Source organism: Chryseobacterium sp. GVT01B, assembly GCF_019970045.1.
Lineage (GTDB): Bacteria > Bacteroidota > Bacteroidia > Flavobacteriales > Weeksellaceae > Chryseobacterium.
The window spans coordinates 1-15,501 of the sequence record NZ_JAHXYI010000012.1 but is presented as its reverse complement, the minus strand read 5'-3'; the positions used below and the strand labels follow the sequence as shown (position 1 = coordinate 15,501).

The window sequence follows — 15,501 nt, the reverse complement described above, 5'->3', positions numbered from 1 at the left end:
TTAACCGTTAAAAATTACTTTCTTTTTTACCGAATAATTCAGAATGGAAACCAGCAATATTGCTGCAATTTTGCTAATCATTTCCGGGCTCAAGGTATAAAAAAATAAATTGATATTATCTTTAAATATGAAACTGTAAAATATCTGGAAAAAACCTAAGCTCAGTAACGTTGAAAAGAAGGAGACCACCATAAAATAAACAAACTCTTTTTTCTTCGAGTGTTTTCCTCTTTCAAACACAAACCAGATACTCAGGAAATAATTGGTAATAATCCCGCAGCTTGTAGAAAAAATATTACTTAAAGGATAATGTACACCATGGAAGTTGATTTCCTTTGCAAAGAAATGTGGAAGATAGGTGCTGAAAATTTTAAAGCTGCCTATTTCTACAATGGCACTCAGTCCTCCTGCAATGATGAAGAACAGAACCTGTTTCTGGCGTATGAGTATTTCTTTCATTTAATGATTATAAAACTAAATATATAAATACATATTGTATAATGACTGAAGTGATTTATATCTCAGAATATAAAGGTCTTACTGCATTCCGGCTGTTAATAAACGTTTTAGTTGGTCAATAATACCAAACCTTCACAATATGAATATGCAAATTTATAACTATATGTTAAACACTGAAAAAAGTTGTTAAAATATTTTTTTTAATAAAAATTATTTCTAATTTTAATATTCAGAATGATGTAATAATGACCTGATAATAAATTCATTTTCAACTTCTTGTGTTGATGGTTTTTTCTATCTTGTAGTGCGCGATTAAGAGCATATACCCCTACATTTTATGACCCAATTATTAATAATATTTGTATGAAAAGTCAAAACAAATACAGAAAATTCCAGCTTCAACAGAAAAATATTGAGGCTCTTGAGAAAGAAAATTCCCGCTTCAAAAGAGTGTATTCAGAATATGAAAATATGTCAGATGAATTGTGGAATCTTGAAAACTCCAACGGAGAACCAGTGCCTGATGATTTTATCAATGCTATGGTATTACAGACTTCCTATCTGGAAGATGAAATAGAAGATTGGCTTTTGCAATTCAACGAAAAAAAAACACAAATTAAACATTAATGATTTTAGACAGCTTCCAGGTTGTTTTTAAACGCTAATTGAAGATAAATTCCTAATTTAGCACCCTTAAATTAAAATCTAAAATATGGTTGCTATTGTAGATAGTGGTTCTACTAAATCGGATTGGGTAATACTTGATGACTTTAAGAAGGTTTTTCTGAAAACAGAAACAATCGGTTTCAATCCGAATTTTATCAACAGAGAACTTATCGCTCCTGAGATACAGAAAAATAGCAATCTGGTGTCGGTTAAAAATTCAATTACCAAGGTCTTTTTTTATGGTTCCGGATGCGGTGTGAAAAAAAACTGTGAAACCATAGAAGAAGAACTGACAAAAGTTTTTGGAAAAGCGGAAATTATTGTGAAGGAAGATCTGATGGCTGCAGCCTATGCAGCATACAGCGGAAAACCTGCAATCGTGTGCATTCTTGGCACAGGATCAAATTCCTGTTTTTTTGACGGTGACAATCTGAAGATAGAATTGCCTTCACTGGGATTCCTGATCGGAGATGAAGGAAGCGGCAGTGCTATCGGAAAGCAATTGGTGCGCAGATATTTCATGAAAAAACTGCCTTCAGACCTTCATACAGAATTTGAAGCCAACTATCAGCTTACCGTAGAAGATGCATTGAAAAATATGTATCATACCCCAAGACCAAATGCATATTTGGCAAACTTTACCAAATTTGTGATCGAGAGAAAAGATCATTCTTATTTCAGAGATATGGTGTTTGAAGAAATGAAAAGTTTCTTTGAATATCAGGTTCTCCCTTATGAGGAAGCAAAAGATGCCGAGATCAATTTCATTGGCTCTATTGCTTATTATTATGAAAATATACTACGTTCTGTAGCTACAGAACTTAATTTAAATGTGGGACATGTTGTGCAGAAACCAATTGAAAGCTTAGTAGATTACCACATTAAATACATACTTTAACAAAAAACCAAATTTTATGTCAAGTAACAACAATCGTGACGAAAAGAACTTTAGCCAGGCAGCGCTGGATTATCATAAAGCAGAACCAAAGGGAAAAATTGAAGTAATCCCATCAAAGCCACACTCTTCTCAAAGAGACTTATCATTGGCGTATTCTCCGGGAGTAGCAGTTCCTTGTATGGAAATTCATGATAAACCGGAAACTGTTTATGATTATACAGGAAAAGGAAACCTGGTAGCAGTAATTTCTAACGGTACTGCCGTACTTGGACTGGGAGATATCGGGGCTGAAGCTTCAAAACCGGTAATGGAGGGGAAAGGACTTTTGTTCAAGATCTTTGCAGATATCAACGTATTTGATATTGAGATCGACGAGAAAGATCCTGATAAATTTATTGAAATCGTAAAAGGAATTGCTCCTACTTTCGGAGGAATCAACCTTGAAGATATTAAAGCTCCTGAAGCTTTTTATATAGAACAAAGGCTGAAAGAGGAATTGAATATTCCTTTGATGCATGATGACCAGCACGGAACTGCAATTATCTCAGCAGCGGCATTGATCAACTCTCTGCAGATTGCCAATAAAGATATTGATAAAGTGAAAATGGTTGTCAATGGAGCAGGTGCAGCAGCTATTGCATGTACCAAGCTTTATATTTCATTGGGATTGAAAAAAGAAAACGTCCTGATGTGTGACAGTAAAGGGGTTATCAACCATAAAAGAGAAAACCTTACTCCTGAAAAATTAGACTTCATCGCTCAGACTGATATTGAAACATTAGAAGATGCTGTAAAAGGATCTGATGTTTTCGTTGGATTGTCTAAAGGAAATGTAATGACTCCGGAAATGTTGTTAAGCATGAACGAAAATCCTATCGTATTTGCTCTGGCTAACCCTGATCCTGAAATTGCTTATGATCTTGCCATTGAAACTCGTAAAGATGTGATTTTAGCAACAGGAAGAAGTGATTATCCTAACCAGGTAAACAACGTATTAGGATTCCCTTATATCTTCCGTGGAGCATTGGATGTACAGTCTACAGGAATTAATGAAGAAATGAAACTGGCTGCCGTACACGCGATTGCTGATTTAGCAAAAGAACCGGTACCGGAAGCTGTAATTTTAGCATACAATGTTCAGAATCTGCAGTTCGGAAGAGATTACTTCATTCCGAAGCCGTTTGATAACAGACTGATCACAAAAGTATCAAGTGCTGTAGCAAAAGCAGCTATTGAAAGTGGTGTTGCCAGAAAAACTATTACGGATTTTGAGGAATATGAGCACCAGCTTTTAGACAGAATGGGAAGAGATGAGAGACTGGTAAGAATGATGCAGAGCCGTGCTAAATCTAATCCGAAAAGAATCACTCTTGGAAATGCTGAAGAATATAATGTATTGAAAGCAGCTCAGATCCTTTACGAGGAAGGAATTGCTTTCCCAAGCCTTTTAGGAGATAAAAAATATATCAAGGAGCAGATGGAACGTTACGGAATTACTCTGGATGTTCCAATCATTGATCCAAGTGATGACGATCAGAAAGAAAACAGAAAAAAATACAGAGAAACCCTTTGGAAACTTCGTCAGAGAAAAGGAATGAACGAGTACAAAGCGAAAAGATATGTTCGCCAGAGAGATTATTTCGGACCTCTTATGCTGAAACATGGCGATACCGATGGTCTTATCGTAGGATTCTCTAAAAACTATACTTCAGTTTTACGTCCTGTTTTAGAAGTTATTGAAAAAGATAAAGGAGTAGACAAAGTAGCGGCAATGATGATGATTCTGTCTGAAAAGAAACCTATTTTCTTCGCAGATACTTCCATCAATCAGAATCCTACTTCAGAAGATCTTGTGAATATTGCTAAAATGGCAGAATTTACAGTAAAATCGTTTGCTATAGAACCAAGAATTGCGATGCTTGGATTTGAAAACTTCGCTGCCATTTCTGAAACTTCCAAGAAAGTTGCTAAAGCAGTGAGCATCCTTCATGAGAAATATCCTAAAATGGTTGTAGATGGTGAAATTCAACCGGATTTTGCAATGAATGCAGATCACCTGAGCGATTATCCATTCTCAAAATTAGGAACAACTCCTGCAAACACCTTCATCTTCCCGAATCTGGAAAGCGCGAACCTTTCTTACAAAATTCTAAGAGGAATGAAAGTAGCACAGGTTATCGGACCTATCTTAATGGGATTAAAACAGCCGGTACACGTTCTTCAAATGCGTTCAAGCGTAGATGAGATCGTAAACCTTGCTACGATTGCTGTTCTTGATGCTCAAAGAAGAGAAAAGAAATCATAAATTATAACGGTCTAAGGACTGGATCACAGCCAGATGAATATTTTCATCTGGCTTTTTTATTACTTGCTGGTAAAAAACAAGTCTTTTAGATTGTTTTTGTGCTATTTTCTAAAGAAATAGCGCTTTATCTTTTTACTTTTTATACGTTGTTTTTTTAGTTGTTATTTAAGATTTATGAATAAAGGTGTAAAATTTACAATAGTGTTGTGTTTTTAATGTAATAGTGTTGTTTTTTTCAATGTCAATAGGATTATTTGATATCTTAGACACTATAAAAACACAAGATATACTAGAACACAGAAATACAAATGCATGAAAAAATATTCAAATATATAGACATTAACTCCATAAGCTTATTGTTTGTCTCCTTATGATAAAATGAAGGATAGAACAAAAGGAAAAGTCTTTAAATAAAAAACTGCAGTAATATTTTATTCTTTCATCAATAACAGGTAAATATCTGTTAAGGATTTGTATTGTTTTTTAGTTGATTCTTTTAGAAATAAAACTATTGAAAAACAATATATTTACAAAGATCGGATTCTCTCTGTTTGCTATAACAGGAGTCTTGTTTAAGTCACAAAAAATAAATTTGCATTCTCATGAACTTTCAGTGAATGGTTATCTGAGAACGGGCATTGGATGGTCCGGTGGAGGACAGATGGTAAATTTTAATGCCCCGGAGAGTGTACATAAGTTCAGATTGGGCAATGAGGCTAATCACTATGGTGAGCTTCAGTTTAATTACAGGTATAAAAATAAAGACTCTGTCAATCTCTATGAAGTCTCTTACATGATGTCAAAATTTATTCCCTACGGGAGTGATAATTATAAGCAATTTCCGGAAACGGCACAGCTATATGGAAAAATAAATAAAGTCATTAAAAATGCTAATCTATGGGTGGGTAAAAGATATTATGATCGCAGAAACGTAGAAATGCTGGATTATTTTTGGCTTAACTCTGGACAAAACTCCCAGTTGGGAATTGGAATAGAGAATTATCAGGTTAAAAATTCCGGTAATCTGAATCTTGCTTTGATGAGATTTAAATATGGGAATAATGATGCCCATTCATATGTGACCGATTTCAGGTATCTTGACCTACCACTTTCAGAATATTCTAAACTTAATTTTCTGGGTCAATTTAGTTTTAAAAATCGTAATAATATAAAAGGAACACCCAAATCTTCAGGATATTCACTTGGTGGTTGGTGGACATATTCTAAGAAGAACATTACTCATACTTCAACTGTAATATTTAGGAAGGGAAGTTCAATTACAGAAAGTGCATATACCGGAAAAACAATGCCTGAAAACATAGATGATACATCAATTTATCAGCTTGATAGTTCCAGTTCGTTTGATGTTATCAATAATTTTGTTTATGACGATAAAAGGAAACATGCCATACAGGTAGCTCTCACTTATCAATACAGAGACTTAGGCGTGAGAAATACAGATGAAAGCAACATAGCGTTGAATAATATTTCAAGAAATTGGTTTAGTATAGGCTTTCGATACCTGTATTACCTTGATAAACATTTTAATCTGGCTCTGGAGGCAGGAAATGATTATATGAAAAATAATAGATCAGGAATAGAAGGCAGTCTGCAGAAAATTACATTTTCACCTCAGATTTCCTGGGATTATGGCTATTACTCAAGACCTGTTTTAAGACCTTTTATAACCTATGCCCATTGGTCTCAAAATTTTAGCGGGCTGATTGGGGGCTCAGATTTTAATACAAGGCTTTTAAAAAAGAATAACGGGATATCATTTGGTCTTCAGCTTGAAATATGGTGGTAAGAAAAAGAATAAATAGTCGAAATTGAGATCAATTCCTAAACTATAGTATGCGAAACTTCTGATTTTTAAAATCTTTTACCTTTATAATTAAAAGATTGAATATTGAGTCAAAATTTAAGTTAAAAATCATTCGCACGTTAAATGAAAACATTAATTAGTTTAAATTGCTATATTTGGGAGTTTTAAAAATTAATAATGATATTTTCTTTACAAGGCAACGTTCAAGAACTTACGCCTACCTACGCTGTCATCAATGTACAAGGAGTTGGTTACTACGTGGGAATCAGTTTGATGACCTCACAGACGCTGGTTTTGAATCAGCCGACTTTTTTATTTATCCAGCAGATCATCCGTGAAGATGCTCATCTTCTCTTCGGATTTAACACACGTTCAGAAAAAGAAATGTTTAATCTGTTAATAAGCGTTAACGGAGTGGGGGCTGTTTCAGCATTGATTCTGCTGTCCACATTGAGCCTTGATGAGATCGCTTCTGCAATCCTTTCCGGAAACAGTGCATTGATTCAAAAAGCAAAAGGAATTGGTGCAAAAACTGCTGAAAGAATTATCGTAGATCTTAAGGATAAAGTACAGAAATACAGTGATCCGAACGCGAATATTTCTGTGATGGTGGATAATAAAATTAAGGAAGAATCGTTATCTGCATTAGAAGTTTTAGGGATTCCTAAACGAGCGAGCGAGAAGATTGCGGATAAAATTATAAAACAAAATCCAAGCATCTCGGTAGAAGAATTGGTTAAACAAATCTTAAAAAACATTTAACATTTGGTGGCGAATATTAAGCATCTTAACATATTTTTGTTCCTGTCGTTCCTGTGTATGTCTGTCAGTGCTTTTGCGCAGGTACAGAAAGATACGGCGATCATAAGAAAAAAATACGAAGTGGCAGACCCTACGAGGTATGAAGCCTATTACGATATAAAAACCGGGATGTACTATGTGTATCCCAAAATCGGAAATACCATCACAGGCCCTCCTACAGCCATGTCTCCGGAAGAGTATAAAGAATATATGCTCGCTACCCAGACTAAAGCCTACTACAAGGAGAAATCTGATAAATACAATCTCCTTTTCAGAAAAGACAGATCAGATGCAAGGAAGAAGGGACTTATCCCTTCATTGTTGATTAATAACAGGCTCTTTGAAACGATTTTCGGAGGTAATAAAATTGAAATCATTCCTTCAGGATATGCATCTCTGGATTTTGCCGGACTTTACCAGAAAATAGACAACCCGATGATCCTGCCACAAAACAGGACCAGTTTTACTTTTGATATTGATCAGAGAATTCAGTTGGGACTATTGGGTAAAGTAGGAGAAAACCTTCAGCTGAAAGCTAATTATGATACTCAGAGCGGTTTTGCCTTTGAAAACCGAATGAATCTCGTTTGGCAGGCAAAAGGAAGCTGGAAAGATCTTCAGAGCAAAGGCCTTGGAAATGTAGATAAACCTAACGAAGGAGGAGAAGATAAAATCATCAAAAGAGTTGAATTCGGTAACGTGAATATGCCGCTTTCAACCAGTCTGATCCGTGGTTCACAATCACTGTTTGGGGTGAAAACAGAATTCCAGCTTGGAAAAACTTTTGGAACCGTTGTCCTTTCACAACAACAAGGGGAGGCCCGTAATATTGTAGTACAGGGTGGTGGTGTTATGAATAACTTTAAAGTCAACGCTATTGACTATGAAGAAAACCAGCACTACTTTTTAGGACACTATTTCCTGAACAAGTATGATGATGCGTTACTTAACTATCCACAGATCAATTCAACCATTAATATTACCAGATTAGAGGTATGGGTATTGGATCAAGGGAACAGTAACCTGGCTTATCAGAAAAGTATTATCGGGATCAGAGATTTGGGGGAAGCGGCAGGAGGAGCTACCTTACCGGATAACTCTCTGAACGGATTATATGATGCTGTATCAACAGTAGCCGGAACCAGAGAAGCCGGGAAAAACTATGGTACTATTTTCCAGGGACAAGTAATTGGTACAGATCCAACTCCATATGATAATGGAGAACAATTCATATACAATACAAAAGCCAGAAAGCTGAATGCTAATGAATTTACTTTTCAGCCGCAATTAGGATATATCTCATTAAACCAAAAGCTTAATGACCAACAGCTTTTAGCAGTTTCATATTCCTATACCGTTAACGGAAGTAACAAAGTATACAAAGTAGGGGAATTTTCTGAAGAAAGTCCTGTATTGGTTACTAAAGTATTGAGAGTAAACAATAAAGTGAACACTCAATCTCCGATGTGGGACCTGATGATGAAGAATATCTATTCGATAGATGCAGGACAGGTAGCACAGGACGGGTTTATACTTAATGCCTACTATAGAGACCCGAAAACAGGAGGTAAAGTAAATTACCTTCCGGATACTCCTGTAAAAGATCAGAACTTACTGAAATTATTTAACTGGGACCGTCTTAATATGAACGGAGACATCCAGAATAATAAAGACGGAAGCAAAGGAGATGGTATTTTTGACTTTGTCAACGGAATTACCATCAGACCGGAAACCGGAAGAATAATCTTTACCAAAGTACAGCCTTTTGGTAGCTATATGCAAAAGGTTTTAGGAGGAACATTTGATCCTCAATACGTTTTCCAGGATCTTTATACCAAACAAAAACAACAAGCGTCTGCCAGTAACCTTGCACAGAGGTATACAATGGAAGGCCGTTATAAAGGAACGCAGGGACAAGGTATTTCGTTAGGAGCAGTAAACGTTCCTCAAGGATCGGTGAAAGTTGCCGCAAACGGAGTACAGCTTACAGAAGGGGTAGACTATACGGTAGATTATATGCTGGGGACCGTTACCATCATCAATGAAAATGTAAAACAATCCGGACAGGCAATCAATATTTCACTGGAAAACCAATTGACATTTAATACCCAAAGAAAGAGGTTCTTGGGATTAAATTTAGAAAGAAGATTCAGTGAGAACTTTATTTTAGGAGGAACGGTGATCAACTATTCAGAGTCGCCGCTTACCCAAAAAGTAAACTTCGGACAGGAAGCGGTAAACAATACCATGGCAGGGATCAACTTGATGTACAACAATCAGGCTCCTTATCTGACAAGGCTTACCAATAAACTTCCGATGGTAAAAACTGAAGCGCCATCCAACTTGAACTTCAAGATGGAAGCTGCGTATCTGATGCCTGGATTAAATAAGGGAACAAATAATCAGTCATACATTGACGATTTTGAACAGACAACTTCCAAAATATCATTAAAAGAACCGGCAGCATGGAGCTTAGCTTCAAAACCGGAAAAAAATAAATTGCCGCCATTTAATACAGTACCAGGAAATGACGATATAACAAGTGGATATGGAAGAGGACTATTAACATGGTATAATATCGACCCTAGATTCTGGGGTGTTGGAGGTAAAGCACCTGCAGGAATTACACCGCAGTCTGTATCCAACCACGCTTCCAGAAGAGTACAATATTCTGAGATTTATAACAACAGAGATTTTGTAGCAGGTGAACAAACTTTCACCAATACTTTCGATATCTCTTATTTCCCTAAAGAAAAGGGACCATACAACGTAAACCCAGTAACAGAACAGGCACAAAGCAGATGGGCAGGGATCATGAGGTCAATCAGCGTTCCAAACTTTGTTACTTCAAACATTGAATATGTGGAATTCTGGATGATGGACCCATACGCAGATGGTAAAACACTGGGTACAGATCCAAAACTATTACTTCACTTAGGAAACGTTTCTGAAGATGTATTGAAGGATGGAAAAATGCAGTATGAAAACGGATTGCCAACTCCTGGTACACCATCTTCTACCACGAATTCAAACTGGGGAATACAGCCAAAACAACCCCCAATTCTCTATGCATTCTCTACGGAAGGAGAAGACAGAAAAGTACAGGATGCCGGATATGATGGTCTTACTTCTGATCAGGAAGCAATGAGATTCGGGAATACTTTTGTAAATCCGGTTACCAATATTGCTGACCCTGCAGTGGATGACTTCGTATTTTATCTTTCAGATAAATTTACAGGAAGCCAGGCTGCTTCAGTTGTAGAGAGATACAAATATTTCAGAAACCCGGAAGGAAACTCAGAAGCAAACTCTCTGAATGTAGCTTCACAAACCCCGGATGCCGAAGATATCAATAAAGATTATAACCTTGATCAGACTGAAAACTATAATCAGTATGTGATTAAGCTTGACCAGCCAAGTTTATCACTTGGATCAAATAATATTGTAGATGTAAAAACAGTAAAAGCAAGTTTCCAGAACGGGCAGTCTGCAGATGTGAAATGGTACCTGTTTAGAATTCCTGTGGCGAATTATGATCTAGCTGAAGGTACTGCAGATCCATCTGTATTGAACAATGTAAGGTTTGCAAGATTAATGTTGGCTGGATTTGATCAGACCTCTACTCTAAGATTCGGAACAATGGATCTTGTAAGATCAGACTGGAGAAAGTATGATAGTAAAATTGCCAGTAATGATGTTCCTGGTTCTGACGAAGGAGTAGGTTCTGTGACAGATCCAAATTTTGAAGTAGGAAGTGTAAACATTGAAGAAAATGCATTGAACCAACCTCCATATGTATTGCCACCGGGAATTGACAGACAGGTATTAAGTGGAAATGCAGGGGCGCAAAGACAGAATGAAGCTTCACTTTACATGAAAGTAACCAACCTTAAAACTGAGGCAAGAGGAGTTTTCAAAAACACGACTTTGGATATGAGAAGGTACAAAAAGCTTAAGTTATTTGTACACGCTCATGATCCATTGAACAGAGTAATAGGAATGGATGAGAAAACTAAATTCTTTATCCGTTTCGGAAGTGATGCTACTGATAACTATTACGAGTATGAATCGTCATTAAACTTGACTCCTACTACAGCTACAGCTCCTATGGAAATCTGGCCAATGGAAAATGAGGTCGATTTTGATGTTCAGAACTTTGTAGATGCTAAAATCAGAAGAGACAAATCAGGTGTTGTTATCACCAATAGAACGGTTGACCCGGGATATCAGCAACCTTTTAAAAATATTTATATCAAAGGTAGACCTAGTTTAGGAAATATTACCACCATTATGATTGGGGTGAGAAATTCTGATCCAAGAGATGCATCCACTATAACAAGGGTTCTTTGGGTAAATGAAATCCGGCTTTCTGAAATTGAGAATGATGGAGGATATGCAGGAAATGCCAGCTTAAACTTTAATATGGGAGATTTGGCAACAGTTAACGCCAATGCTTCCTATACATCTGTTGGTTTCGGAAATATAGATTCAAAACCTGCGGAAAGAACTCAGTCTACTCAATCAGCGTTTAGTATTAATACGGCGATCAATGTAGATAAATTCCTTCCTGAAAAAACAGGGGTAAAGATTCCTTTAAACTATTCTTACTCACAAACTATTGAAGATCCGAAATACAATCCTCTGGATACCGACGTAGAATTCAGTAAGGCGCCAAACAGGGAGCAATTGAAAAAAGTAGCGAGAACCTATACTCAGCAAAGAAGTATAGGAGTCGTAAATATGCATAAGGAAAGAGTAAATCCGAATAAAAAGCCTAAGTTTTATGATATCGAAAACGTTTCGGTAACGGCGGTTTATAACGATGACTATTTCAGAGATATTTATACCAAGAGAAATTACAGACAGTATCTGAGAGGATATGTTGATTATAACTATACGTTTAAGCCGTGGGTAGTCAAGCCTTTCAATAAAATGATCAGTGATACTGCGAAGTCTACGAAATATTTAAGATGGGTTAAAGAATTCAACTTTAATCCGATTCCTACAAGAATATCTTTCAGAACTGAAATCGACAGAAATTACAACGAACTTGAGTTCAGAAATGTTGAAGCGATCCTGAACGGAAATATGAATAGTGACTTTGATGCGATCAGAAACAGAAACTTCTTCTTTGGATGGCAGTATGGGTTAGGATTCAATTTCACAAAATCATTAAAACTGGAAATCAATTCAGCAACCAGAACTCTTAATGATAATCTGGATGTAAATTCAATGGATAATAAATCGATCTTCGGAAATGTATTCAGAGCAGGAAGGCCGGTATTGTATAACCACAGAGCGCAGTTAAATTATAAACTGCCATTCCAATATCTTCCTTATCTGGATTTCATTGATGCAGAAGTTGGATACGGATTTACCTATAATTGGGCGGCAAGATCTACTTCGTTGACTGGATTTATAGATCCTAACAATAATAATAAAATAACAAGTTTAGGATCCATTGGGCAAAATACCAATGTTATTCAGGCGACAGCTTCAGCGGATCTACCTAAGTTCTTCGGACAGTTTAACTATTTCAAAAATATTAATGCCAAACTTCAGAAACGCAGACAGGAGATGGACTCTCTGAATAATGTGTATTCAAAACAATGGGAGAAAAACAGATACAGATATAAGAAATATAAATTTAAGAATAAGCTTACTCCACTTCAAAGTGCTGCATTCTTCCTTACTTCTTTCAAACAGTTGAACGTAAGCTATAACGAAACGAATGGAACAGTACTTCCGGGTCTAATATCAGCTCCAAACTTTTATGGATACGGACAGACATTGGGAGGACCAACATTAGGATTCCTTTTTGGATCACAGGCTGACATCAGAAGAACAGTAATGGAAAACGGATGGGTGAGCGACTCCAACTATATGACAGATCCATATGTAAGAATGTCTACCAAAGAATTGAGAGCAGACTTACAGATGATGCCAATGAATGATTTAAGAATTGATCTTAATGTGTTGCACAATTACAATAGTAATTTTTCACATACAGGATTTAATTATACAAATAATGGTGTTGCAGATCCTGACTTTACATTTGCCAGCGAAATGATAACGTATTCCAACTCTGCAGTACTTCTTAATACATCATTTAAAGATGGGCAGGCGGTTTACCAGGCGATCAGAGAAAATGCAAGAGCACTTTCACAGCAGTTGGGTGGCCCGGGAGCGGTATTGGATAACAATGGGTTTGCGAAGCATTACAGCATTGGAAATGCCTATGTATTGATTCCTGCCTTTAAAGCAGCTATGGAAGGAAAATCAGTGGCTCCTATGGGTAGTCCTAAGAAAACAGGATTCCCGTTACCAAACTGGAGAATTACGTACTCGGGATTAAAAAATATACCTATAATCAGTGGACAGTTTACCAAGTTTGATATTTTACATGGTTATACAGCAACTTATACAGCAACAGGTATCCAAAGCAATGTTGATTATCATGGTAATCCAAATGGATATTATCAAACGGTGGATGATGCTGGTAATGTGAAAAAGAATGATGGAGACAAGATTAACCCATATACATTCGCACAGGTTGGATACGTAGAATCTTTTTCACCACTTATCGGGGTAGATGTTACAATGAGAAACAATATGCAGTTCGGGATACAGTACAATAGAACAAGAATGATGGTACTGGGATTAGTCAACCAGACTCTTACCGAAGATGCTAATACAGAATATGTAGTAAGACTTGGATATATTGTCAGAAACTTCAGATTGGGAACAGCCAACATCAGAGGTAGAGGAACAAGAGGAAAAGGAAGTGACCTTAACATAAGAGGTGATATTTCATTAAGAGACAGCAAGACTTCCATTATGAATATTCTGTTGAATGATGCGCAGGTAACAGGAGGACAAAGACTGATGAACATCAAACTTTCCGCAGATTATAATGTTTCCGAGAATCTGAACCTGAGAGTATTCTATGAACAGATGACCTCAAAGTATAAGATTTCTACAGCATTCCCGCTGTCTACAGTAAGAGCAGGTATTTCTGCCACATTTACATTTGGTGAATCCGGAGGTGGGTTCTAAAAATGATACAAACTTAAAAGTCCTTCAGTTTTGAAGGACTTTTTTTATATCCAATATTTGAAGCTACTATATTTTTGAATACATTTGTACAAAATAAAAATTAAAAAATGAACACACCATCAGAATTAAAGTACACCAAAGATCACGAATGGATCAAGATCGAGGGTAACGTTGCTACAATCGGTATTACAGACTTCGCTCAGGGAGAACTTGGAGACATCGTATACGTAGACATCGATACTGTAGATGATGATCTTAATGGAGGAGATGTTTTCGGAAGTGTAGAAGCGGTAAAGACTGTTTCAGATCTATTCTTACCTATTGCTGGAAAGGTTATTGAGTTCAATTCAGAATTAGAATCTCAGCCTGAACTGTTAAATACAGATCCTTATGGAGACGGATGGATTATCAAATTGGAAATTGCTGATGGGGCAGATCAGTCTGAGTTACTTTCTGCAGATGATTACAAAGCTATCATTGGATAAGATTTCAAAAATATTTAGTAAGATATTGCCCATTTATTGGGCATTTCTTACTTATATGCTTCTCAAGCCCGGAGAAGAGAATCATGAATATTGGTTCATGTTCAGCGGGATTGATAAAATTTTACATCTAAGCATATTCGCAGCCTTGGGTTTCTCTTTCATTGCTGCATTTCCTAAAATAAAATTCTCGTACTTTTTTCAGATCATCCTTATCTATGCATTCCTTACCGAAATTCTCCAGGAAGAAATGGGATTAGGCAGATCAATGGAAACATTAGATATTGTAGCAGATACTATCGGATGTCTATTTGGATACTATATATATAAGATAGTAATCAAGCACTTCTTTTAATTCCACTCTTAAAAAAGGAGGGTCTTCCTTCCCAAACTTTTTCTTCTACACAATAACATTAAAGTTTTCTCAAACTTTTACACCTTCAAACTCTCAAACTTAATTAGGAGCTTATCCTGCTATCCATTCATACTCCTCGCACCGATGCTTTCCTACACTCAAACCCTCCAACTCTCCAATCTAAGCTGCGGGGTAACCATTTCTATCAGGGCTAGGAAGACGAATGATGAATTATAAGTTATGAATTATGAATGATGAGTTTCGGGGTAGGAGGGTACAGTTGTTCGGGTTATTGATTTTCGGGTTTCGGTTTTCTATGTAGAAAAGGAACATTGGTGTTGAATGTTCATCTTCCTGATTTCTATGTAAGGAGGCTAGCGAGTATAAACCTCTGTTCCCATTGTGTCATTCCGCAGGAATCCAAACTTCTTTATGAGAGCCTTTAAAGGAAGTAAGCTGGCAGGATAATGTTTAAGATTTTTTTATCAGTTAGTATTAGCAGTATCATGCTGAGCTGAGTCGAAGCATTTTAATTAAGGTGAATTATATTTCTGCTATTTTAATTTTACAGAAGAGTTTTGTTCTTATTCCTACGGAGTGACAATGCTATCTGGGGATATAGAATAATAATGATTATAAAGACTATAGCGAAGC

The 15,501-nt window shown here is 36.4% G+C and carries 9 protein-coding genes; 8 read left to right on the top strand and 1 reads right to left on the bottom strand.

Annotation, left to right across the window (positions count from 1 at the left end; genetic code table 11):
• Entirely contained in the window at positions 1-459 is a 459-nt protein-coding gene (locus LC457_RS22300; RefSeq protein WP_223601798.1) for a GtrA family protein, read from the bottom strand.
• Between the two features lie 363 nt (positions 460-822).
• Between LC457_RS22300 and LC457_RS22295 the strand changes: the two genes are divergently transcribed.
• The 8 genes from LC457_RS22295 to LC457_RS22260 all read left to right on the top strand — a co-directional run bounded on the left by LC457_RS22295 (position 823) and on the right by LC457_RS22260 (position 14,847).
• The gene (locus tag LC457_RS22295; RefSeq protein WP_223601797.1) at positions 823-1,086 is read left to right on the top strand and encodes a hypothetical protein; all 264 of its coding nucleotides are present in this window, start codon (positions 823-825) and stop codon (positions 1,084-1,086) included.
• An 85-nt stretch (positions 1,087-1,171) separates the two neighbouring features.
• The gene (locus tag LC457_RS22290; RefSeq protein WP_223601796.1) at positions 1,172-2,023 is read left to right on the top strand and encodes a BadF/BadG/BcrA/BcrD ATPase family protein; all 852 of its coding nucleotides are present in this window, start codon (positions 1,172-1,174) and stop codon (positions 2,021-2,023) included.
• Between the two features lie 16 nt (positions 2,024-2,039).
• Positions 2,040-4,328, top strand: coding sequence for an NADP-dependent malic enzyme (locus LC457_RS22285; protein WP_223601795.1), 2,289 nt, complete (start codon positions 2,040-2,042; stop codon positions 4,326-4,328).
• Positions 4,329-4,839: 511 nt separating this feature from the next.
• Positions 4,840-6,135 carry a carbohydrate porin gene (locus LC457_RS22280; protein ID WP_223601794.1) on the top strand — a complete coding sequence of 432 codons (1,296 nt, stop codon included), beginning with the start codon at positions 4,840-4,842 and terminating at the stop codon, positions 6,133-6,135.
• Between the two features lie 195 nt (positions 6,136-6,330).
• Entirely contained in the window at positions 6,331-6,915 is a 585-nt protein-coding gene (gene ruvA / locus LC457_RS22275) for a Holliday junction branch migration protein RuvA (protein ID WP_047420113.1), read from the top strand.
• Positions 6,916-6,972: 57 nt separating this feature from the next.
• Entirely contained in the window at positions 6,973-14,010 is a 7,038-nt protein-coding gene (sprA, locus tag LC457_RS22270) for a cell surface protein SprA (protein ID WP_223601887.1), read from the top strand.
• 107 nt (positions 14,011-14,117) lie between these two features.
• A complete protein-coding gene (gene gcvH / locus LC457_RS22265; protein WP_047383072.1) occupies positions 14,118-14,495 on the top strand; it encodes a glycine cleavage system protein GcvH in 378 nt (125 codons plus the stop codon).
• A 55-nt stretch (positions 14,496-14,550) separates the two neighbouring features.
• The gene (locus tag LC457_RS22260; protein WP_308116431.1) at positions 14,551-14,847 is read left to right on the top strand and encodes a VanZ family protein; all 297 of its coding nucleotides are present in this window, start codon (positions 14,551-14,553) and stop codon (positions 14,845-14,847) included.
• The last annotated feature ends 654 nt before the right edge of the window (positions 14,848-15,501 follow it).